This is a genomic window from Sphingobium sp. (assembly GCF_036170395.1).
In the GTDB taxonomy this organism is placed as follows: Bacteria; Pseudomonadota; Alphaproteobacteria; order Sphingomonadales; family Sphingomonadaceae; genus Sphingobium.
The window spans coordinates 1-20901 of record NZ_JAVHPD010000035.1 but is presented as its reverse complement, the minus strand read 5'-3'; the positions used below and the strand labels follow the sequence as shown (position 1 = coordinate 20901).

At 66.0% G+C, this 20901-nt stretch carries 31 protein-coding genes; 24 read left to right on the top strand and 7 right to left on the bottom strand.

Annotated elements, in window-relative coordinates:
- The 3 genes from V2B31_RS09910 to V2B31_RS09900 all read left to right on the top strand — a co-directional run.
- The coding region (locus V2B31_RS09910; RefSeq protein WP_443021962.1) for a DUF6927 domain-containing protein at positions 1–371 on the top strand (371 nt) is incomplete at its 5' end.
- A 40-nt stretch (positions 372–411) separates the two neighbouring features.
- The gene (locus V2B31_RS09905; protein ID WP_237365910.1) at positions 412–618 is read left to right on the top strand and encodes a hypothetical protein; all 207 of its coding nucleotides are present in this window, start codon (positions 412–414) and stop codon (positions 616–618) included.
- Positions 615–1121 carry a thermonuclease family protein gene (locus V2B31_RS09900; protein ID WP_328277978.1) on the top strand — a complete coding sequence of 169 codons (507 nt, stop codon included), beginning with the start codon at positions 615–617 and terminating at the stop codon, positions 1119–1121. The genes V2B31_RS09905 and V2B31_RS09900 overlap by 4 nt, the downstream gene beginning before the upstream one ends.
- An 18-nt stretch (positions 1122–1139) precedes the next feature.
- Here the strand turns inward: V2B31_RS09900 and V2B31_RS09895 are convergent, their stop codons facing one another.
- Both V2B31_RS09895 and V2B31_RS09890 read right to left on the bottom strand, forming a co-directional pair.
- Positions 1140–1778, bottom strand: a complete 639-nt coding sequence (locus V2B31_RS09895) for a cation transporter (RefSeq protein WP_328277984.1) — start codon at positions 1776–1778, stop codon at positions 1140–1142.
- Positions 1779–1933: 155 nt separating this feature from the next.
- A complete protein-coding gene (locus V2B31_RS09890) occupies positions 1934–2428 on the bottom strand; it encodes a hypothetical protein (protein ID WP_328277976.1) in 495 nt (164 codons plus the stop codon).
- A 29-nt stretch (positions 2429–2457) separates the two neighbouring features.
- On the opposite strand from V2B31_RS09890, the gene V2B31_RS09885 reads away from it, so the two are divergent.
- The 15 genes from V2B31_RS09885 (at position 2458) to V2B31_RS09815 (ending at position 13385) form a co-directional block, all read left to right on the top strand.
- On the top strand, positions 2458–3492 hold the full coding sequence (locus V2B31_RS09885) for a deazapurine DNA modification protein DpdA family protein (protein ID WP_328277974.1): 1035 nt from the start codon (positions 2458–2460) through the stop codon (positions 3490–3492).
- Between the two features lie 114 nt (positions 3493–3606).
- Positions 3607–3915, top strand: coding sequence for a hypothetical protein (locus tag V2B31_RS09880; RefSeq protein WP_328277972.1), 309 nt, complete (start codon positions 3607–3609; stop codon positions 3913–3915).
- Positions 3916–4005: 90 nt separating this feature from the next.
- A complete protein-coding gene (locus V2B31_RS09875) occupies positions 4006–4650 on the top strand; it encodes a hypothetical protein (RefSeq protein WP_328277969.1) in 645 nt (214 codons plus the stop codon).
- Between the two features lie 12 nt (positions 4651–4662).
- Complete coding sequence (locus V2B31_RS09870; RefSeq protein ID WP_328277965.1) at positions 4663–5115, top strand: hypothetical protein; 453 nt, start codon at positions 4663–4665, stop codon at positions 5113–5115.
- Positions 5112–6446 carry a hypothetical protein gene (locus tag V2B31_RS09865; RefSeq protein ID WP_328277963.1) on the top strand — a complete coding sequence of 445 codons (1335 nt, stop codon included), beginning with the start codon at positions 5112–5114 and terminating at the stop codon, positions 6444–6446. The genes V2B31_RS09870 and V2B31_RS09865 overlap by 4 nt, the downstream gene beginning before the upstream one ends.
- 96 nt (positions 6447–6542) lie before the next feature.
- Positions 6543–7076: a hypothetical protein gene (locus tag V2B31_RS09860; protein WP_328277961.1), complete on the top strand. Its 534-nt coding sequence runs from the start codon at positions 6543–6545 to the stop codon at positions 7074–7076.
- A gap of 28 nt (positions 7077–7104) precedes the next feature.
- Positions 7105–7539, top strand: a complete 435-nt coding sequence (locus tag V2B31_RS09855) for a DUF4262 domain-containing protein (protein WP_328277959.1) — start codon at positions 7105–7107, stop codon at positions 7537–7539.
- An 80-nt stretch (positions 7540–7619) separates the two neighbouring features.
- A complete protein-coding gene (locus V2B31_RS09850) occupies positions 7620–7946 on the top strand; it encodes a hypothetical protein (protein ID WP_328277957.1) in 327 nt (108 codons plus the stop codon).
- Positions 7947–8037: 91 nt separating this feature from the next.
- Entirely contained in the window at positions 8038–8361 is a 324-nt protein-coding gene (locus V2B31_RS09845; protein WP_328277955.1) for a hypothetical protein, read from the top strand.
- A gap of 46 nt (positions 8362–8407) precedes the next feature.
- The gene (locus V2B31_RS09840) at positions 8408–8662 is read left to right on the top strand and encodes a type II toxin-antitoxin system Phd/YefM family antitoxin (RefSeq protein ID WP_328277953.1); all 255 of its coding nucleotides are present in this window, start codon (positions 8408–8410) and stop codon (positions 8660–8662) included.
- Positions 8663–9067 carry a type II toxin-antitoxin system VapC family toxin gene (locus V2B31_RS09835; protein WP_328277951.1) on the top strand — a complete coding sequence of 135 codons (405 nt, stop codon included), beginning with the start codon at positions 8663–8665 and terminating at the stop codon, positions 9065–9067.
- A complete protein-coding gene (locus V2B31_RS09830; RefSeq protein WP_328277949.1) occupies positions 9064–9957 on the top strand; it encodes an NYN domain-containing protein in 894 nt (297 codons plus the stop codon). The genes V2B31_RS09835 and V2B31_RS09830 overlap by 4 nt, the downstream gene beginning before the upstream one ends.
- A gap of 101 nt (positions 9958–10058) precedes the next feature.
- Positions 10059–11270 (top strand): helicase HerA domain-containing protein, encoded by a 1212-nt coding sequence (locus V2B31_RS09825; RefSeq protein WP_328277947.1) that lies wholly within the window; start codon positions 10059–10061, stop codon positions 11268–11270.
- Positions 11267–12478 (top strand): hypothetical protein, encoded by a 1212-nt coding sequence (locus V2B31_RS09820; RefSeq protein WP_328277945.1) that lies wholly within the window; start codon positions 11267–11269, stop codon positions 12476–12478. Before V2B31_RS09825 ends, V2B31_RS09820 begins: the two co-directional genes overlap by 4 nt.
- An 88-nt stretch (positions 12479–12566) precedes the next feature.
- Positions 12567–13385, top strand: coding sequence for an N-6 DNA methylase (locus V2B31_RS09815; RefSeq protein ID WP_328277943.1), 819 nt, complete (start codon positions 12567–12569; stop codon positions 13383–13385).
- Here V2B31_RS09815 and V2B31_RS09810 read toward each other — a convergent pair.
- The 3 genes from V2B31_RS09810 to V2B31_RS09800 are packed head-to-tail and all read right to left on the bottom strand — an operon-like array spanning position 13382 to position 15004.
- Positions 13382–14191, bottom strand: coding sequence for a sulfite exporter TauE/SafE family protein (locus V2B31_RS09810; protein WP_328277941.1), 810 nt, complete (start codon positions 14189–14191; stop codon positions 13382–13384). The two genes, V2B31_RS09815 and V2B31_RS09810, sit on opposite strands and share 4 nt — an antisense overlap.
- Entirely contained in the window at positions 14170–14685 is a 516-nt protein-coding gene (locus tag V2B31_RS09805; protein WP_328277939.1) for a rhodanese-like domain-containing protein, read from the bottom strand. Before V2B31_RS09805 ends, V2B31_RS09810 begins: the two co-directional genes overlap by 22 nt.
- Positions 14686–14689: 4 nt before the next feature.
- Complete coding sequence (locus V2B31_RS09800) at positions 14690–15004, bottom strand: ArsR/SmtB family transcription factor (RefSeq protein ID WP_328277937.1); 315 nt, start codon at positions 15002–15004, stop codon at positions 14690–14692.
- Positions 15005–15076: 72 nt separating this feature from the next.
- Between V2B31_RS09800 and V2B31_RS09795 the strand changes: the two genes are divergently transcribed.
- From V2B31_RS09795 to V2B31_RS09785, 3 genes are all read left to right on the top strand, one after another.
- On the top strand, positions 15077–15964 hold the full coding sequence (locus tag V2B31_RS09795) for an MBL fold metallo-hydrolase (RefSeq protein ID WP_328277935.1): 888 nt from the start codon (positions 15077–15079) through the stop codon (positions 15962–15964).
- Between the two features lie 171 nt (positions 15965–16135).
- Positions 16136–16951, top strand: coding sequence for an AraC family transcriptional regulator (locus tag V2B31_RS09790; protein ID WP_328277933.1), 816 nt, complete (start codon positions 16136–16138; stop codon positions 16949–16951).
- A gap of 35 nt (positions 16952–16986) precedes the next feature.
- Positions 16987–18123: a GGDEF domain-containing protein gene (locus V2B31_RS09785; RefSeq protein ID WP_328277931.1), complete on the top strand. Its 1137-nt coding sequence runs from the start codon at positions 16987–16989 to the stop codon at positions 18121–18123.
- Between the two features lie 14 nt (positions 18124–18137).
- On the opposite strand, the gene V2B31_RS09780 is transcribed toward V2B31_RS09785, so the two are convergent.
- On the bottom strand, positions 18138–18629 hold the full coding sequence (locus V2B31_RS09780) for a MucR family transcriptional regulator (RefSeq protein WP_328277929.1): 492 nt from the start codon (positions 18627–18629) through the stop codon (positions 18138–18140).
- Positions 18630–18829: 200 nt separating this feature from the next.
- Here V2B31_RS09780 and V2B31_RS09775 point away from each other — a divergent pair, with 200 nt between their 5' ends.
- Positions 18830–19669, top strand: coding sequence for a Mom family adenine methylcarbamoylation protein (locus V2B31_RS09775; RefSeq protein WP_328277927.1), 840 nt, complete (start codon positions 18830–18832; stop codon positions 19667–19669).
- A gap of 21 nt (positions 19670–19690) precedes the next feature.
- Here V2B31_RS09775 and V2B31_RS09770 read toward each other — a convergent pair whose 3' ends face one another.
- The gene (locus V2B31_RS09770; protein WP_328277982.1) at positions 19691–19927 is read right to left on the bottom strand and encodes an acyl carrier protein; all 237 of its coding nucleotides are present in this window, start codon (positions 19925–19927) and stop codon (positions 19691–19693) included.
- Between the two features lie 239 nt (positions 19928–20166).
- On the opposite strand from V2B31_RS09770, the gene V2B31_RS09765 reads away from it, so the two are divergent.
- Together V2B31_RS09765 and V2B31_RS09760 are read left to right on the top strand one after the other, a co-directional pair.
- Positions 20167–20409 (top strand): hypothetical protein, encoded by a 243-nt coding sequence (locus V2B31_RS09765; RefSeq protein WP_328277925.1) that lies wholly within the window; start codon positions 20167–20169, stop codon positions 20407–20409.
- An 86-nt stretch (positions 20410–20495) separates the two neighbouring features.
- Positions 20496–20901 (top strand): hypothetical protein (locus V2B31_RS09760; protein ID WP_328277922.1); only part of this gene is annotated, 406 nt, incomplete at its 3' end.

Sequence of the window (20901 nt, the reverse complement as noted above, 5' to 3'; positions counted from 1 at the left end):
ACTCCATGAGCAGCACCAATCCTACCCGACTGAGCGAAAACATGGGACCGTGCGAAGCCGACTGTCCCGCTTCCATCCTCGACCTCCTCTCGCCGACCGACAACAAGCATGCGCTCGACTGGCGCGAACGGTGCCGCGCCAACATCGCCCGGCGCACGCGCAAGCTCTCGGACGGCGACCGCATCCGGCTCGAGCAGCCGGTCACCTTCACCGACGGCCACGTCGCCCAGGAGTTCGTCGTCTGCAAACGCCAACGCAGCCTCATGTTGCGCGACCCGGACAACGGCTGCTTCTATCGGATCAGCCGGCTGATGGAGCGAGCCTGGTCGATCGTGCCCGTCACCAAAATCCACACGACGGTGTTCGCCTGAGCATCAATCCGTATATCCTCGTGATGAAGTGGATCATGTCATGACAATCGCCATCGAAAGGAACAGCCTGTCGTCCAAGCGCGGATTGCTCTGCAGCCGCGAGAACGCCATGCGCGTCGCGGGCCGGATTTTCGATCATTCGCAGGAACGGGTCAGCATCCTGCGCACCGCGGACCCGCTGCAACCCTTCCGTGTGTCGACCGACCCGGCTCCGCCGGGCCTCATCGTACTCGAAATGGTCGCATGAACCGCCTTGTCGTCCTGGCGCTCCTGCTGTCAGCCGCCTGCACGCCCAGCGATGCCGCCGAGGACACCTCGTTCAGCGCCAAGGCGCGCGCCCTCGATGGCGATACCGTCGCCACCGACTTCCGCCTGCTCGGCGTCGATGCCTTCGAACGGCATCAGCTATGCGAACGCGCCGGCGCCTGCTGGGAATGCGGGAAGGCCGCGCAGGATCTCGCCGCGCGCACCTTGCGAGGCGGCGACGCGCAAATCCATCTCTCTTCGCGCTCGAGCTATGGCCGCCCGGTCGCCACCGTCTCGATAGATGGGAGAGACCTCGGCGAAGTCATGATCTCCGCCGGCCTCGCCATTCCGCAGCCGCAATATCTGCGGTCCGATCCCGCACGCTCGGCGCGCTACACGGCCGCGTTCGCCGAAGCGCAGCGGCGGCGCGCCGGTGCCTTCGCCGGAAGCTGGCTGGAACCCGCCCGGTGGCGGCGCGGCGAGCGGCTAACCTGCGAACGCTGAAGGCCGGTTACGCTCCCTTCATTCAGACGCGACCACCTCTGCAGGCGTCTTGAGCTCGCGCATGGCGTGACCAATGATCTGCCAGCCGCCGCTGACGCCGAGACCGGCCAGGATGATGGCGACGCCGATGTCGGGCCAAGCGGTCCCTGTTCCGAACACCCCGCCCGCGGCGACGACGACAGCCACGTTGCCGATCGCATCATTTCGCGAGCAGATCCACACCGAGCGGCGGTTCGCGTCACCCTCGCGGTGACGCCACAGCAGTAGCGCGCACCAAAGATTGGCGACAAGGGCCATCACTCCGATTACGCCCATCGTCTCGGCCTGGGGGAGGCTTCCGGCATAGGCCATCCAGAGCGTGCTCCCGAGCACCCAAAGTCCGACAAGGAGAAGGGTCAATCCTTTCAGCAAGGCTGCCCGCGCCCGCCAGCGCAAGGCGAGCCCCGCGACGACAAGACTGATCAGATAATTTGCGGCGTCCCCGAGGAAATCGAGCGCATCGGCCATAAGCGACGCAGACTGGGCGGAAACGCCGGCGATCATCTCGATCGCGAACATGCCGGCGTTGATCCCGAGCGCGATCAGCAGGACGCGTTCCCACCTTTCGTCCCTGGAGCGGTCCGAGCCACATCCGCCACCGCAGCAATGACCGGCCATCGCGCCAACCTCGATTCGACTGACGCCGTCATTATGCACCCGGCACCCGTCAAAGGGTCAAGTAAAGCCTATGGGCCGGTCGGCAGCACGTGCCTCCGGCGCGAAATTTGACCCTGGATCGACCGGAGCCACATTCTGCCCGATCGATCCGAATTTCAGGCACGCAGGGCGGGATCGGCCCACCATGACTGGCCCTGCTGGAAATCGTCGGATGTGGACACGACCGGGCCATCCGGCTCGTCCGCAACATAGGGCCGAACAAGCGGGCGGGCCTTGACCTTGCGGCGATGCATCTCCCCCGCGATCCGGCCGCGCGCCTCGAGCAGCTCTTCCAGCCACAGCAGATCGTCGATCATCTCGACCACGCCGCGGCCCGCAAGGCAGAAATAGATACAGCGCTGGAAGTCATCGCCGGCCGGATTGCTGAGGATCGAGGCCAGCTTGCGCTTGCCGCCCTGTTCGCCCTCATGGATCCAGCTCACCGCCTCGCGGAGTTCGCGGACCGAATAAAAGGCGTCCTCGACATGCATGCCGATCGCCGCGTTGGCGATCATCCGCCGGGTCGGGCGGTTCTGCTCGTCCAGGGCCGCATCGCGCAGCGTCACGTCCAGATCGAAATGGTCAAGATAGCGGGCGGCGGAATCGGTCATCGGGAATCTCCTTTCGCAAGGAACATAATATGAACACGGTGAGGGTCAAGCCGAGTACGATCGCGGTCATGATCGGGCTGCCCCATCTGTCCGAGGGAAAGCTGCTCGATCGGGCAAGGCGGCTCCAGCAGCCCGTCCTGATTTCGGCGAACGCCCTGTCGCGCTGGTCGAGGCGCCGCGGCTGGGGGGAATGGACCGGCTGGTCGCTTCGCCCGCTCGGCAACGCGGCGGGCCTTCACAGCCTGTGCCTCGACAGCGCCGGCTTCAGCGCGATGGTCACCTATGGCGGCTATCCGTGGACCGTGGACGATTATATCCGCCTTGCGGCGGCGTATCCGTTCGGCTGGTGGGCCAGCCTCGACTATTGCGTCGAGCATCAGGTCGCCGGCGACCGCGACGAGGTGCTCGACCGCATTTCGCGCACCGTCCGGGCCAATATCGAGTGCCGCCTGCGCGGCGACGACGAAGGGATTCTCGACACCTCCATGCCGGTTATCCAGGGGCGCCTGCCGTCCGACTATGAGCGCTGCGCCGAGGCCCTGTCCTTGACGATTGAGCGGGCAGGACTGGTCGGCGTCGGATCCATGTGCAGGCGCCCTATCCACGGGCCCGAAGGTCTGATGGCAGTCGTCGATCATCTCGACCGCGTGCTCCCGCGCCTTACGCGGTTGCACCTTTTCGGCGTGAAAGGGGAAGCGCTCCCCTATCTTTCAGCCTTCCGCCACCGCGTCGCCTCGATCGACAGCCAGGCTTACGGGGTCGCAGCCAGGACCGCGGCTAGGCGCCATAACCTCGCGAAGACCGACGCCGTCGTCGCCGATCATATGGAGCACTGGGTCCACACCCAGCATGCGCGCCTGCGCCAGCCGCAGCGCCAGCTTCCCATGCAGCCGCTGACGCCGGATGCCGGGCCGCCCGACGATCCCTGGGAGGCCGCGATTGCCGAAGCGCGGCAGCAAATCCGCGAACTCATCGAATCCGGCGACCTCGATCATGACGAGACCACCGCCCCGTGGATCGAGCAATGGGCTGCCGACATCTATCGCGAGCGCATGACGGGCTGAGCATGCCCCGACGGCCGATGCCTGCCGGGACGACCGCCGCGCAGCCAAAGAAAAGACGGAAAAGGGGAAGGGCGATCGACAGGCGCGTGAGCACCTGCAGCCCGAGGAGCCACCATGCCCCAACCCTTCATCGTCACCGAGCGGGTTACCGCACGCTCGAACCGCGCCGAGGTGCGCAATCCGATCCTCACATTGCCCGCGGTCGCTCGGCTGCGGGCGCTCGATCCTGAAACCCGCCGCGTGCTGCACGACCTCCTCCTCGAACTCCAGCAGGATGCGAGGCAGCGTGCCGAGGCGAGCTGGCGCAGCCGCAAACCTCCCCTCGCCGCATATTGGGCGGCCTGCGGTGTCTATGCCGGCCATGTTGCGCGCGCGATCGGGCCGCGCGCCTGTCGGCGGACTGGGTGTGACCGACCGCGCTGAGCGCCAACCTTCGCGGCGACACGGACGGGGAGAGGGAAGGGGGGCCGGAGACGCGAGCGGAGGAACCGCTCGAGATTCCCGGAGAACCCCATGACCTATGATGTGGCATTTCGCTACGGCCAGGCGCTCGACCCGAGTGCCCTTTCCACCATCGGCACCACGCTCCACGCCATCCACGCGGCGATCACCGATTGCCGCAACGCCGGCATCGCGGTCGAAACCGACCCCGCCGTCATCCTGCTGGCCCGCCACCTCATGCAGGTCTGTTCCGATCGGCCCGCCGATGCCGAACTGCGCCGCGAATGCATGGCCCGGATCGCAGACCTTCGAAACCGGCCCATGCTCAAGACGCTCGCCCTGCGCGGGGTCGCCTATGACGAACCCGCCAAGCGGCTCTTTCACTCCGAAGGCCGCGCGGCGCTGCGGCGCCTTGCCGAAGCCCTGGGCCTCGAAGAGGGCAGCTTCGACATCCGCTCCAACAAGGCGGGCCCCGCCGTGTCGGGTGAGATCACGCTCCACGCCGATATGCTCTGGGTCCAGTTCTCGCTCGGGCCGTTCGGACCCGACCGCGAGGTCTGTTTCCGCAAGGTCCAGGGCCGCCAGGACCATATCGGCGAGCGCAACCATTGGGCGTCTGTCCGCGAACTGGTCGAGCCCGACCGCTTCGCCGAGCGCATCCGCCGCGATCTCAACCTTCCCGCATCCGTTCCCGCCGCCCCGCGGCTGGTTGCCTGACAGGAGAGCTTGATGCGCATATTGCTCACACGCACCCGGATCGGCGTCGAAGCGCCGAGCTATTCGTACCGGGTGCATGTCCCCTTCACCGAAATCTCGCTCGAGCGGCAGGCGCTGATCGCGATGCATTCGGACTATGGCCTCGGCGCCGGACTCCTCGCCCGGCTCCCCGACGTGATCGCGCCGATGGCTCACCTCGAAGCCGCACCCGGGCTCGACAAGCACAGGTTCGGCAAGCTCGTCGATGGCGTCGCCGACCGGCTGGGCGCGATCCTGCTCGGCGCGGTATTCCCAGAGATGGCGGAACGCGCCGTTCCGTTTCGTCTCGATGTGCCCTCGGCGCCGCCCAATGCGCGCATCGTCGCGGAGATCGAGAATCTGTCGGGACGCTACGAGGCGCTCTCACGCGCGATCGACAGCCTCACCCCCTCGAACCTTGGATTTCGCACGGGGGACGACCGATGATCTGCGAGCCCTTCGACCCCGCCGACGCGGCCACCTGGATCGGTCGCGGCCGGCGGGCGGATCACGCGGAGATCCTCGCCGGTGCCTGGCGGCGCTTTCCGGACCTGCCGAACCAGGCCGACCCGGAAGCGAGGATGGCGCGCATGCGCGAGCGGGCTTTGGCGCTCCGCCCTGTCATGGAAGCCATGTCGAAAGCGGCGGATGAGGAACGCCAGCTCCGCAATTTCGCGTTCACCGAGGCGCGCGTCGGCCGCGGCGAGGGCGACGCTCGCGATGCGGCGATCCTGCGGGCGCGCGCGGTCCACGCCTATGACTGGGACCGCGCCGTTCGCTACGCCTCGGGCTGGTATGCGGCCCATGCCGGATGGGAGCCGGAAGTCCGGCGGCTCGGGTGCGCGACGCCCGGATCTCTCGCCTACGAGCAGGGCTTCTCCGATGGCGGCGGCAATCGCGACGACCTTTTCGATACCGCGCGCCGCGCCTTCGAAGCGGCACCGCCACCTGGCGACCCGCCGGTGCCGACAGCCGGCCGACCCCTCCCGAGCGCCTGGCCCAGACCGACCGACGAGCCGCTCCCCGCCCGATGGACGCGGCGGCTCCTCATTCTCGGCGCGCCCGAAGCCGGGTTGCTCGGCGCGAGTGCCACGCAGCAAACCGATGCCGCTCTGCTTCTCCCGGCCCTGCGCGACTGTCCCGGATCCGACGAGCTCACCGTCATCGTGATCACCGGAGCCGGATTTCATGCACTTGGCGACATCGGCGCGCCAAGGCCGGCGAGCGAGCCCCTGTGCGGCGTCGACCTGCCGACGGACCCAAGGTTTGGCGCCCACCTGCGCGCCCTCATAGCGGGCCGCGATTTCGACGATATCCTTGTCGCGGCCCAGCACGCCTACCTCTCGCTGCTCGATGCCCATGCGAGCGCGCTGCCGCTGTGCCGGACCATGGAGCGCACCCGAAATACCGTCCTTCAGCAGCGCGGACATTTCCGCATCTGGCTCGACCGCGGTCTCGTGGCGGGCGAAAGTCTCGGCGCCGGACACATCCGCTGGGGCAAGGCGACGAAGGGCCTCACCGGCAAACTCGGCGAGTTCACCGCGCGCTATGCCGGAAAGCAGCCGGGCGGAGGCCATCGTATCATTGTCGAGACGCCGGACGGCCGCCCAGCCACGGGCTATGTGACGGTCCAGGGCAAAGCGCTGCCCCCCGAAACCGTGATCGGCAACCGCGCCCACCTTCGCAAGGCGATGGCGGTCCGCCTGCGCGCCTTCGGCGGCGCCACCCGGCTCACGGCACAGCCTGCTCCCGATCTCCTCGACCTCGCGGGGGCCTGATCCAGCGTGCGTGCGAGGAGAGGGGGGTGTCCGGGACATGTGCCGGACGATTGAGCAGCCGGCGCTCCTTCTTCTTCCACCTATGGGAACCCCTTCATGCCTGAAACCTCCGTCATCTCGCGTCTCCCCGCTGCCGGCGATTCCGACCTCGTCGGGAAGCTCCCCCACCTGACCATCGCGCTTGGCGAGAGCGAATATCATGCTGCGACGATCCTCGCGTTCGACCCGGACGCCCATATCTCGGCCGGGCAGCTCGCCGGGCATGACGAGGAGCGTGACCGCCTGCTCGCCGGCGATATGATGGGACCTCGCGCCTGGACGATGCTCGCCCGCGCCTGCCGCGCCCAGCCGGACAGGCGGGATGACACGGCGTGCCTGGCACAGTTCCTCGCCGAGCGTGCGGTACCGGCCGAACCAGTCCTCGCGCACCGGATCGGATCGCGCGTCCGCATCAGGCCCCGCCAGCGCATCGGCGGGGACCGCTACGCCGGCCGCGAGGGCGTGATCGTGAAAACGCATTTCGCGGGTTTCTACGTGAAGCTCGATATGACGCCGCGCGAGCGCAGCCAGAAGACGGAACTCGTCGACACGGCCTATCTCGAAGTGCTGGCTCCGCCCGTTGCCGCCTGAACTCCCCAAAACCGATGCCGAGGCTCTCATGCTCGATCCTTCAGACTTCTACGCGGCCATCGACCGGAACATCGCGAGAAACGGCCAGCACCTCTTCCTGATCTTCGCCGATGGCGAAACGCCTGCCTTCGCCTACAGCATCGGCAACGCGCTGCAGGGCCTGCCGGAGCTTCTGCTGGTCGGCAATTTCTCGCCCCGCGTCGCCGGCTCGATCATCAACGAGCTCGGCCGGAAAATGCGCGACGCGCGCCGGCCGCTCGAAGGCGACATCGACGTTGGCGGCCGCTTTCCTGCCCGCGTTCGGCAAGCCTCGGCCCAGGCGCGCCAGCGCTTTACGCTCCAGGCGGGGCGCTACCTTCGCCACGAGGAATATGACGTGCTGCAGGTGCTGTTGTGCGATCCGGACGGGGCCTATCCAGGCGAACCGGGCTGCGCGCCCGCCTACGACGTGCCCCTGGCCTGACGTTCGCCGCTCGGCACCCCCAAACTATTGGCCGACGACCTACAGGAATCCGTCGGTGCAAAAGCGAAGGAGCTTCGCTCGTGAACCCCGCTCTCGCCAATGAACTGGCCGCCCGCGCCGCCGATGGCTGGCATCCCGTCACGCTCAGCGAAATCAAAGCGCAATTGCGCGGTCTGGGCTATGCGCTCGATCGCACGCTGGACTGCCGGTCCACGGCCCAGATCATGACCGGTCCACGTGCCGGCAAGACCTACCCCACGCTCTCGACCGGCATCAAGGAGGCCGACACCGCCCGCAGCGCGTTCCATGTCGAGGCTCGGCGCGACGCCAAGTTTCGAGCCCTGCAGTCACTTCGCTTTGAGGTCGGCCTCTATGCCGTCCTGGGCGGGGCGATCATGGATCTCTGATCCTAGGCCGATCAGTGCAGCATTCCCGGGACAAGGGTCGTCGAACGCTTCAACCCTGGCCCACACCCCCCAATTCCTCATCTGGAGACCGATGATGTCGGAGCCTACCCATTTCGTTCACGTCTATGCGACCGTTCGCGTCAAGCTCGCCGTCACGGCCGCCAGTCACGAAGACGCCATGCGTGCCGCCGACGAGGCCCTGTTCGCCAGGGGGTTCGGCGTGCGGTTGATCCCCACCGCCGAGGGCGCGCTCGACGCCGACTATGCCGAGGAAGTGACCGGCTATCTCGTCGACGAGGCCGGCGACGCGGAATATCTGCGCAGCGCGAACTACGGCCCCGACTATGCGCCCGACTGGGGTATGCGACCACGGGAGAAGGATGAAGCGGCTTCCGAACCGAAGCGACGATCTTGAACCTTTTGCAAACTAGTCATATAACTAGTCTGAAAGGAAGCTGAAAATGAAGACCTGGCCGGTGCAGGACGCCAAAGCCCGTTTCAGCGAATTGCTGGCTGCTTGTTCGCAAGATGGTCCGCAGATGGTCACCAAGCGTGGTGTCGAGACTGCCGTGCTGGTGCCGGCGGCCGAATGGCGCCGACTGCAACAGCGTTCGCGTCCCACCTTGAAGCAACTGCTGCTCTCGGATGCGGCGCGCGGCGAACTGGCCATCCCGGCGCGAGGTTCCCGCAAGCGCCGCATCCCGAAGGCTTTGTAGATGTTCCTGGTCGATACGAACATCGTCTCCGAGCTTCGCCGCGCCAGACCGCACGGAGCAGTGCTTGTGTGGCTGAAAGCCCAGGACGATGCGGATCTGCACCTTTCAGCTGTGACCTTGGGCGAGATTCAGTCCGGGATCGAGATAACGCGGATGCAAGATCCTCGCAGGGCTGCCGAGCTCGAAGCCTGGGCAGATGAGGTGGCGGCCGTGTGGAACATCCTGCCGATAGACGCGCCGATTTTCAGGCTCTGGGCCAAGCTGATGCATCGCCGATCGGACCATCTCTACGAGGATGCTCTGATAGCAGCGACTGCTCTCACCCATGATCTGACTGTCGTGACGCGCAACGTCGACGATTTTGAGGGGTTTGAAGTGCGGCTGCTGAACCCCTTCAAAACATGATCCTGATCAAGAACATAACATCGGACACAATCGGGAAAGGTGCTGCAGACGTGGAAAATGAGGATCGCGCACGCGGCACATCGGATCGGCGCATCGCGCTTCTCATCGATGCGGATAATGTCTCCCACACGAAGATCGCGGCAATGCTCGCGGAACTCTCCAAATACGGCACGGCGAACATTCGGCGTGCCTATGGCGATTGGGCCAAGCCGGGCCTCAAAGGCTGGACCGACAAGCTCCACGACTTCGCCATCAGGCCGATCCAGCATTTCAGCTATTCGACGGGCAAGAACGCGACCGACATCGCGCTCGTCATCGACGCGATGGAACTGCTCTATACGCAAAGGCCCGACGCGTTCTGCATCGCATCGAGCGATGGCGACTTCACGCCGCTGGTCATGCAGCTCAAGGCCAATGGTCATGAGGTCTATGGCTTCGGCGAGCGCAAGACGCCCACGCCCTTCGTCAACGCCTGCACCACGTTCCTCTATCTCGATGGTCTCGAGGATCCGAGCCAGCCAGCGGCACCTGGCGAAGCCCCTGACACGCCTGCCGCGGCAAAAACCGAGACCAAGGCCAAGGCCAAGGCTAAGCCCAAGCCTTCGGCCGCCAAGGCCGCGGAAAAGACCCTGGCACAGAATACCAAGCTCGTGACGATCCTGCGCGGTGCCGTCGAAGCTTCCGCGCGCGAGGATGGCTGGGCGCTCATGTCCGCGGCGGGCAGCGCTGCGAAGCGCCAGGCCCCCATCGATCCTCGCAACTACGGCGTGAAGAACTTCACGGCGCTCTTCACCGCGACCGGGCTGTTCGAGATCCTCAAAGGCGAGAACGGACAGAGCTACGTCGCCGACAAGCGCAACAAGGATCGCACGCCGCGTCCCGGCGGGTGATGCTCCCGGCGCGCCGATAGCGAACACAGGCGCCGGACGAGCAAAGGGAAGGGGGATCGAGTGGGCGGTGGCCAGACAGGCCGAGCCCAGGAGATCCCATCATGGCAACAGTCGTTTCGATCGACCCTTCCGCCGATCAATGGTCCGTGCCGATCGGCAAACACAGCCGCGGCGCGCTCATGCTCAATCTCGAACGCCTGCTCGCCGGCCGCCTGCTGATCCAGGGCAGCAGCGGCGCGGGCAAGAGCCGAACCTTGCGCAAGATCATCGAGGAGGCCTTCGACTTCACGACCATCGTGCTCGTCGATCCCGAGGGCGAATTCGGCAATCTCGCCGCGCATATCGGCGCGACGTCGCTCAAGGGCTGCGAACTGACGTCGGACGGCCTGACGGCGGCCGCCGCGCGCGCCCGGCAATACCGGCTCTCGCTCCACGTAGATCTCACCGATCTCGACCCCGACCAGCGCATCATCAAGGCGGCCGCCCTGTTCGCCGGGCTGATCGGCGCGCCGCGCGAGCATTGGAGCCACACCGTCCTCGTCTGCATCGACGAGGGCCATCTGCTCGCCCCCCATCACGCGGGATCGGCCCGTGACGCGGAGACCCGCCGCCTCGGCGTCGCAACGCTTACCGACCTCTGCGCCCGCGGCCGCAAGCGCGGGATCGCGCCGGTCATCGCCACCCAGCGCCTCGCCAAGCTCTCCTCCTCGGTGATTTCCGAGCTGCAAAACTTCCTGGTCGGCCTCAACGTCTTCGACCGCGACATCGCGCGCGCCGCCGACCTGCTCGGATTTTCCGCCAAGGAAGCCGACCGGCTGCGCAAACTCGCGCCCGGTGAATTCTTCGCCATGGGGCCGGCCATGTCGCCGCTCCCCGTCCTGGCCCACATGGAAGAGACGATCACCGAGCATCTCGGTGCGACACCCCGGCTGACCGCCGCCGCCGCGATCGACAGCGACGAAGCCGAAAGACTGCTCGATCTCTCCGCCCTGCGCGAGGTTTCGAGCGGCGGCCGGGACACCACGCTGACCCTCAAGGGCACGCGGGCGCTCGACGCGTTCCTCCTCGATCCGTCCGCGCCGCACGCGGCCTCGATCATCGGCGCGCTCAAGCGCATCGCCCCCAACGCAACCACGGCCGACGATCTTGCCGGCCACCTCGGTTGCCCACGCGAGGCCATCGACAATGCGCTCGACATGCTGGCTGCGATCGCGGCGGTCGATACCATGCCGCGCGGGCAGGATCGCATCGCCCGGCTGCACGCCCGGCTCAGGGCCAAGATCAGCGACATACCCGTGGTGGCGCTCGCATGAAGCCGCTCGATCTGGGCGCCGATGTCGTCGAGCTCGCCCCCGCGCCAGGCCCATTCCCCCGACCCCAGCCGCTGCGCGAAATGGCCTATCGTGCCGATGCCTGGACGCCAGCCGAGAGCGAACGGCTCCGGACGCTCTTTCTCGACGACACCGCGATCGCCGACATGGCGCTTGCGCTTGGCCGGGGCAGGGCGGCGGTCGCCGAACGGATCGCGCTGCTCGGGCTTCGTCGCAACTCCACGAGAACGTGGACGGAACTCGACGATGGCGAGCTGACCCGCCGCTATGGCGGCGAACCGACCGCGACCATCGCTTCCGATCTCGGCCGATCCTGCTCGGCCGTCTATGCCCGTGCCCGGATTCTCGACCTGACCGAGGGCAATCCTCCCGAATGGTCGCCTTGGGAAGATGCCCAGCTCGTCGAAGGGTATCGCCGCGGCGTGCCGCTTGCCCAGATCGCGACGCTGATCGGCCGACCCTTTGGCGGCCTGTCGAGCCGGGCTGGCACTCTCGGCATCGTCCACGCGAACCATCCGCCCGACTGGTCCGCGCAGGAAACGGCACGCGCGCTTGAGCTCGCCGAAGCAGGCCACCGCTATACCGCGATCGTTGACATGCTCGCCAGGGAGGGGTTTCCGCAGCGCACCATCCGGGGCTTCGGGCTCGCGATCCGCAAACTCGGATACGGCCGGGGCTGGGGCCGGGCCTGGACGCCCGAAGAAGACGCCCTCCTCCAGAAAGCCTATGGCGAGGGCACCAGCCTGACGCCGCTGCGGCGGCAGCTCGGCCGCACATCCGGCTCGCTGCGCCACCGCGCCGAATATCTGGAGCTGCGCGGCCGTCATGCCAACCGCAACGGATGGCGCATCGGTCCGGACTGGACTGACGCCGAGGAGGCGCGGCTGCGCGCGGACTATGGTCGTGTTCCGACCAAGCTTCTTGCCGCGCGCATGGGCCGGACCAAGGCTGCGCTCACCTCGCGGGCAAACAGCCTCGGCCTCGTCCACGGCTACATCCGGCCGTTCAGCGACGAGGAAACGCGCGCCCTCGAGATCGCTTTCCGCACCGGGGTTTCGATCGCGGATCTCGCCGTCGCTCTCGACCGCAAAGCCATGTCGCTCAGCAAATATGCGACCAACCACGGCTACCAGTTCGGGCGCAGGCCGAGACGCACCGTGACGCTGGAAGGCCTGCTCGCCGCGGCGTGATTCCGCCCCCGCCAGCCGGCTTTCTCGGACCATTCACTCAGACAAAGCGCGTCCGCTTGCCCAGCCGGCCTGCGCTCGGGAAACCCTCATGCCGCCACAGGATCGACACATCAGGAACGTCCTCAAGCTCTTCGATGCCCACGGCCATCGCCACGATCGCTACACGCTGTTCTCCGATTGCATGGAACTCATCGCGATCAGCATTTCCAACAGCGTCGACATCCGTTCGCGCGACCATCGGGAGGCACGCTATCTCGAGATCGTCGGCCGTTATGATCGCCCCACGGTCGAGATGTTCCCGCGCATCCTGGGCGAGATCACGATGGCGCAGGAGAGCGCGCCAGGCGATGTTCTGGGAAGCATCTTCACCGCGCTCGAGATCCACAACAAGAACCGGGGGCAGTTCTTCACGCCCTATCCTGTCTGCCAGATGATGGCGGAGGTGACGCTCGGCGATGTGCAGAGCGCGCGAGCCCTGATCGCGGACAAGGGCTATGTGAGCGCTATGGAGCCCGCCTGCGGTGCCGGCGCCATGGTCATCGCACTCGCACAAGCCATGCTGGCCGCCGACATCAATTACCAGCGCCACCTCCACGTAACCGCGGTCGATATCGATCCGCGCGCGGTGCACATGGCCTATATCCAATTCTCGCTGCTCCACATCCCGGCACATGTCATGGTCGGCAACTCTCTCAGCAACGAGGTCCGCGAGCACTGGTTCACGCCGGCCCATATCCTGGGAGGCTGGGCAGCGCGGCTTGCGAGGCCGCAGCCTCATCCAAACGAGCCGATCTCGGAAGCGCCGGTGGAACCGCGCTCAGGCCTGCCGCCTCGCTTGCCGTCCCCGCAGCCACCCGCACCTGTGCGCCCGGCACCTGCCCGGGGCGAGCAGCTCAGCCTGTTCTAGCCCCAGGCGTTCTTCGCTGCCACATAGCTGCCGACCGCGATCACGACCGCGGCAAAGACCTTTTCGAGAAGGCCCTTGTGCGCCGACAGGCCACGGCCGGCGGCGATGCCGACCGCCGAGCCGGCCATCCCGCCCACGACGAGCAAGGCCGCGATCCGCCAATCGACGAGGCCGGACAGCGCGTAAGACGCGGCCGTGGTCAGCCCGAGCGCTGAAACGACCACCAGCGACGTGCCGATCGCGATCTCGACCGGCATGGCGGTCGCAGCGATCAGGGCCGGAACGATCAGGAAGCCGCCGCCGATCCCGAAAAAACCTGCCGCCAGCCCCACGCCGAGCCCGGCTGGGACGAGACGCGGCAGGAGTTCACGCGCGCTGGCGCGCGTCAATCGGACGCCAGGGAACTCCGGTCGTCGCCGCTTGCGCAGCATCGACAACCCGACCCCAATCATCACCAGCCCGAACAGCGTCAGTAGGCGCGCCCCGTCGAACGCCTTCCCGGCCTCGGCGCCGATCGCGGCACCAACGACGCCGGTCGCCGCGAAGACACCGGCGCAGCGCCATTTCACGTTCCGCACCCAGGCATGACCGGCGAGGCTCGCCAGCGCATTCGCCGTCACTCCGACCGCCGCGGTGCCGATCGCCATGTGCGGCGAACGCAGCCCGACCGCATAGACGAGGAGCGGCAGGGCGAGGATCGAGCCTCCGCCTCCGACCAGTCCCAGAACGAGGCCGATCAGAACGCCCGAGCCGAGCGCGGCAAGGTCGCCAAGTCCCACGAGGATCAGGCCATTCCGCGGTTCCACGGCATCCGCCGAAAGAGATGGGCGAGCCCGCACCAGCCCGTCGCTCCAGCGAACATCAGTCCGGTGCCGACGAAAGCGGACAGCAGCAGGAAAGCCGGTATGACGAACATCCCCAGCAGGACCCCGAGCAAGACGAGGCTGCCGGCGGCAAGCTGCACCTGGCGTCCGATCTCCAGGGGCTGCCCGCGATCGATCACGGTCTCGAAGCCGCTCGCCTTCCACGCGTCGAGCCCGCCATCGAGCACATGGCAAGGCGCGCCCTTTGCTGCGGCCTCCAGGGCCGGTCCGCAGCCCTTCGTCCGCATTCCCGACCGGCAGTGGAAGATCAGTGGTCCGCTTGGCAGGGCCTGCGCGCCCAGTTCCGCGAGCGGAAGGTTGACGGCGCCTTCGATGCGCTCGCGCGCATATTCGTCCCTGCCTCGCACATCGATCAGCGTGGCTCCGCCCTGCAGGGCGGCACGCGCCTCAGCGGGGGTCATCGATCCGAGGGGCATGGTCTCACTCCTTGCAATATAGGTCGTAGAGGCTCGCGAGCAGCGCCTGGACGCGCGGATCGGCGATCCGGTACCAGAGCGTCTGGCTCTCACGCCGGAAGCTCACCAGGCCCTCGTCGCGCATCTTCGCGAGATGCTGGGACAGCGCGGACTGCGACAGCCCGACATCGACCGCCAGATCGCCGACGGTCCGCTCGTCATGCTCGACGAGCTTACATAGGACCATGAGCCGGCGACCGTTGCCGATCGCCTTCAGCACATTGGCTACGCCCTCCGCCTTTCGCTCGAAGCTGGCGAGATCCATCGGCGGCTTCAGCATCGCAGCTCACTCCATTAGGAGTTGCTAATGTAGCAGATGCTTATATATTAGCAAGAGCTAATGGAGGTCCGAATGCACGTCGATCCCGTCATCGAAGCCTTTTTCGACGAGGCGACCAACACGATCAGCTATCTCGTGGCCGATTCCGGGACCGGCTCGGCTGCCGTGATCGATCCGGTGCTCGATTTCGACATGGCGAGCGGGGAGGGCGATGTCCGATCGGCCCAGCGGATTCTCGATCGCGCGCATGAGAAAGGCTGGCGGATCATCGCGGTGCTAGAGACCCACGCGCATGCCGATCATCTCTCGGCGGCGCCCTTCATAAAGGCCCGCACCGGCGCGTGGGTGGGAATCGGCGAGCATATCCGCGACGTCCAGCATATCTTCCGGCCGGTCTTCGCTCTGGACGATCTCGTCCCGGACGGTCGCGACTTCGACCGGCTGCTGCGCGACGGCGAAACCTTCGCCATCGGCGACCTCACCATCGAGGTGCTCCACGTGCCCGGCCATACGCCTGCCGATCTCGCCTATCGGATCGGCGCTAACCTGTTCGTCGGCGACACGCTGTTCATGCCCGACTACGGCACGGCGCGCGCCGATTTTCCCGGCGGCGATGCCCGCACCCTCTATCGCTCGATCCGCCGCGTGCTGACCCTTCCCGACCGAACCCGCCTGTTCATGTGCCACGACTATAAGGCGCCCGGCCGCGACGACTATCGCTGGGAGACGACGGTTGGCGAGCAACGCCGGGCCAACGTCCATGTTCACGACGGCGTCGATGAAGACACATTTGTCGCCATGCGCGAGGCGCGCGATGCCACCCTGGCGGTGCCCCGACTGCTCCTCCCTTCGATCCAGGTCAACATTCGGGCCGGCCGCTTTCCAAAGGCGGATGCCAACGGGGTCAGCTTCCTGCGCATCCCCGTGAAAGACCCGCGTCACGCCCTGACGCTCGTGTGAACACCTGCCTGTAGCGCTGCTGGAGACACCCTCCGCCTTGTCCGCCTCTATGTTCAATAGTGCTCACTTTGGCCGCAATTTTTGTCGCTTTCCACAATAATCGCGCTATGGGGCCGCATGAATTCCAAGGACACTCTACAGCTTGATTTCGCGCGGTCCCAAAGGCGCCCGGTGAGCTTCGAACCGCGCAGCTGGCGCGGGTTTCGGGCCGAGCGCATCGTCCTAGAATCCGACGAGCCCTATGAATTTCGGACGCTCGGCGAGACCCATTATCTCGCGCTCCACGACATGCGCCTCGATGATGGGGAACTTCACATCGATGGGCTCTCGCCAGTGCGGAGGACCGACCTGCGGGACACACTCACCTACGCGCCGCGCGGATGCACCGTCGCCGGTTGGGCAAAGCCCAGACGAGGCCGAAACAGCTTTACGGCCTTCTATTTTGAACCCGAGGAAGCCGCCGACGAGCTTCACGAGCGCTACACGCGCTCTAATCCGCGACCCTTCGCCTATGCGCGAAACGCCAACCTCGCGGCAACAATGACGAAGATCAAAGACATCGTCTCATTGCCCGATATCGACAGTCTCTACGCCGAGGCGCTCTGCTTGACGGCTGCCATCGAAATACTGGGGGTTCAGCAGCCGTCTGCGCCCGGCCAGTTGACGAAAGCTCAGGTCGATCGCGTGTCCGAATATGTCGACGCTCATCTTCACGAGCCGATCACGCTCGATGAACTCGCGGGAGTGGCCGGCCTCAGCCGATCGCACTTCTCGCGCGCGTTCAAGGCGACGACCGGGCAGGGGCCTTATCGCTTCGTCACCAACCGCCGGATCGACCGCGCGCGCGCCCTGCTCGCGCTCCGGCACGGACCAGGCATCGCCGCGATCGGCCAAGCGGTCGGTTTCGCCAACGCCGGCGTCTTCCGTCGTGCCTTTCTTCAATCCGTCGGCATGACACCGCAGCAATATCGCAAGGAGCGATGCTGACGGGGGGCATTCAGTTACGCGTTCAAGGGGGGACAGTGACCACAGACAGTTCATCAGGCTCGTTGCTCGGCTGGCTCGGCTTTCGCGGCTCGCGCGCCGGGGACAAGGCCGGCGCCGCGGGGGCAGCGTGCGCCGGCAATCCCGGCACCAACATCTTCCAGCAGGCGCGCGCGCATCTGCTCGACGAGATCGGGTCGTTCCTGCTGGCCTATGAGCTCGATGTCACGCCGAACAACTTGATGGCCGCTCATGGGGCTTTCTCCGGATCCAACCCGGCTCTGGCCCGCCAGATCGCGCATCAGGTCGCCTCCGGCATAGGAATCACGCAACACTGGCTCGATGAGGTCACCGCGGCAGACCAGATCGTCGACAAGCATGACGGCATCGAATTCCTGATGACCAAGCTCGAGACGACCCTCGAGAATTTTTCCAAGAATACAACGGCCGCACGAAGCGCCACCTCGGACTATAGCGACGAACTCGAGCAGCACGTTGCCGAACTCGTTCAGGTGCAGGAGACCGGCCACATCATTTCGAGCCTTGCCGACCTCGCCAAGGCGATGCTCGAACGCGCCCGCCACCTCGAAGCGGACATGCGCCGCAGCGAGGACGAGGCGAAGACGCTGCGCCGCAACCTTGAAAAAGCGAAGCGCGATGCGGAGGTCGACCACCTGACCGGCCTCCCCAATCGCCGCGCCTTCGAAGCCGTCCTGGACCGTGAGCATAAGGAGGCCCGCGCCGCGCTGGACCCGCTTGTCGTCGCATTCTGCGACATCGACCATTTCAAGCTGGTCAACGACACCCACGGCCACGATGCCGGCGACCGGGTACTTCGGCTCATCGCCGAAATGCTCTCGGAGATCTCCGACGACAATTGCCATGTGGCGCGGCATGGCGGCGAAGAGTTCGTCATGCTTTTTCGCGGCGCGACTCTCAGTGAGGCTAGATCGCGGCTCGACGACGTCCGTGAAAATCTCGCGGACCGCAAACTGGTCAACCGCAAGACCGACGAACCCTTCGGGCAGATCACTTTCTCCGCCGGTGTCGCCGACGTGTTCGACTTTCCCGATCCGCGATCCGCGCTCAAGGCCGCCGATGAGGCGCTCTACGCGGCCAAGCAGGGTGGGCGGAACCGCGTCTTCGTCGCCGAAAAACCCGCTCAGGCGGCCTGAGCGCCGCCAGTTGGTTACTTCGGGGGCTGCTCCTCGGCGACCTTCGGGCGGCCACGCCGAGCCGGCGCAGCCTTGGTAGCCTTTGCCGGCGCCGCGGCTGCCTTCGGCTTGCGTCCGAGCCCGATGCTCTTGGCGAGCGTGCGCCGCTGCTCGGCATAGTTGGGCGCGACCATCGGATAGTCGGCGGGAAGATTCCACTTCGCCCGATATTCGATCGGCGTCATCTGATAGTGGGTCATCAGGTGACGCTTGAGCATCTTCAGCTTCTTGCCGTCTTCGAGACAGACGATGTAATCCGGCTTGATCGAGGCGCGAACCGTTACGGCGGGCTCCTGTTTTGCCTCCGCTGCGACCTCAGTCTTGCCGAGCTTGCTCAAAGCCCCGTGCACGTTCTGAATCAGCGACGGGAGGTCCGAAACCGCCACGCTGTTGTTCGTCACATGCGCGGCGACGATGTCGGCGGTCAGGGTAATCAGCGTGCTGTCGGTTTCGGACGCGTCGGTCATGTTGATCTGCTTTCTTCGAAGTCAGGAAAGCCCCGGACGCGCATTCGCTACCGGGATCGCGGCGTCTTGTGAAGCACGCAGGCCCTTAAAACATCGTTCGCCTCTCCCAAAGGACTTGCTGAAACGGTTATCGGCGGCGGCGACACCGGCAACATCTCCGACCCCGAAATAATTGCGCGATCACAGGAAAGAAGAGGGGAATGGGTCGGGATGACAAGTCGGGGGGCGAAGCACCCCCGACACCCCCTCATCTCCGAGGCCGGCATGGACACATCGCGCAGCAGCGCTGGCGGGAACGGCGCGCCCTCTGGGCCACCGATTTTCGCCTCATCAATCCCCGAGCCTATTGCGCCGACATCATCGATCATGGCCTGGCGCGCGCCTTCATCGCCGAGCATCACTATCTGCCTACTTATCCCGCGGCACAGGTTGCCGTCGGCCTCTTCGGGCGCTGCGCGCGGCTCGAAGGTGTCGCCGTCTTCGCCGTGCCCGCGACCGCTGCCGTCATCGCTCGCCACACCGGGTTCACCGACCCCGCCAGTGGCACCGTGCTCGCCCGACTGATCCTGCTCGACAGTGTCCCGCAAAATGGCGAGAGCTTCTTTTGCGCGCACGCCTTCCGGCTGCTGCGCCAGGCCCGGCCCGGGATCGAGGCCGTCGTGTCCTACAGCGACCCCGAAGCAGGCCATATCGGCCGCGTCTATGCCGCCTTGTCCGGCGCGCACCGTGGTACCACGCGGTCGCGCATCGTGCTTCGTGCCGGCACCCGCACCATATCCGATCGCACGCTTTCGAAGATCAGGCTGCGCGAGCGCGGCATGGACGGCGCGATCGACCAGCTGGTCCGGCTCGGCCTTCCCGGTCCTGGCCTCCGCGAGGATCCTGCCGCGTGGCTCCAGCGCTTGCAGACCGAACAACTGCTGACCCGACACCGGCACGCGGGCCTCTACACTTATTGCTTCGAGCTCACCCGCGACGCGCGTCGACGTGGCCTGACGCTGCCGAGGCTTCCCTATCCTAAGATCCTCCCGGCGGCGTGATTCTAGCACGGGACCCTAGTCTCAGGCCCTGGCTTTCTCGAGATAGGCGATCGCCTCGCCGACGGTCTGAATCGTCTCCGCGTCGGCGTCTGGTATCGAGACCCCGAACTCCTCCTCGATCCGCATGACCAGCTCGACGACGTCGAGGCTGTCGGCGCCCAGATCGTCGATGAAATGGGCATCGGGAACCACCTTCTCGCGATCGGCACCGAGCTGATCCGCCACAAGCTCGGTCACCTGATCGGCTATGTCACTCATCAGCTTGGTCTCCATGGTCTGCGCGCTCCGAGGTTCGAGGTCCGGGATGCCGGCGATCCATCGATTCCGGCATCGTGTCGTACACCGCGAACCACACGGTAGCGCTACGTAGAGTTACGGTTCCGGCGCGAGCGATCGCCCGATTTCGTGCCCGTCAGGGGGACCTCTCCGCGCTCATCCTTGCCGCCATCTCGCCAACCGGCCCGGCGGCTATCCATCGCATAAGCAGGAGCATTGTGATGCATGTCGATTTCGAAATCCACGGGAGTTTCGAGGTGCCCGTCGGAACCCAGCCGGTCGAGAGACTGCCAAACCTCTTTCGCCTGCCGACGGGCGAGATCGTGTCGGTTCATCCGGTGATCGAAATGGCCAGCGCCGATACCAGCGACGACCATCACGATCTGACCACCTCCGAGGCGGCCGCGATCGGAGTCCATCTCGATCTCTACGATCGTGAGTCCAGCCTGCAGGACGCAGACTGACGTCGCGACATCGGCGACAAGTGACTGGGAGGAGAGAGGGAGGGCGTTCGGCGCGCAGATGGACTGCGCGAGAACGGAGCACCCCCATGCTGGCTGCCCAACCCCGCGACATCGACTATATCCGCGTCGCCGAACCAGCGCCGGTCGTGCTCGCCTATGGCATCGGCGTCGACAGCACCGCGCTGCTCGTCGAGCTGGAGAGCCGCGGCACCCCGCCCGACCTCGTCCTGACCGGCGACCCGGGCGTCGAGAAGCCCGAAACCTACGCGTATCAGCAGATGATCGCAGCCTGGATGGCCGCCCGCGGCATCCCTTACGAAACGGTGCGCTACACGCCGCGCCGCTTCAAGCACTGGCCGCCCTATTACGACCTGCTGGCCAACGTCCTCACCAACGCGACGCTGCCGAGCATCTCGCTGGGGCGCCATTCGTGCAGTTTAGGTCTGGGCTTAGCTAGTGTCCTGTTAGTTCGCCGTGAAGGGAGGACAGGCC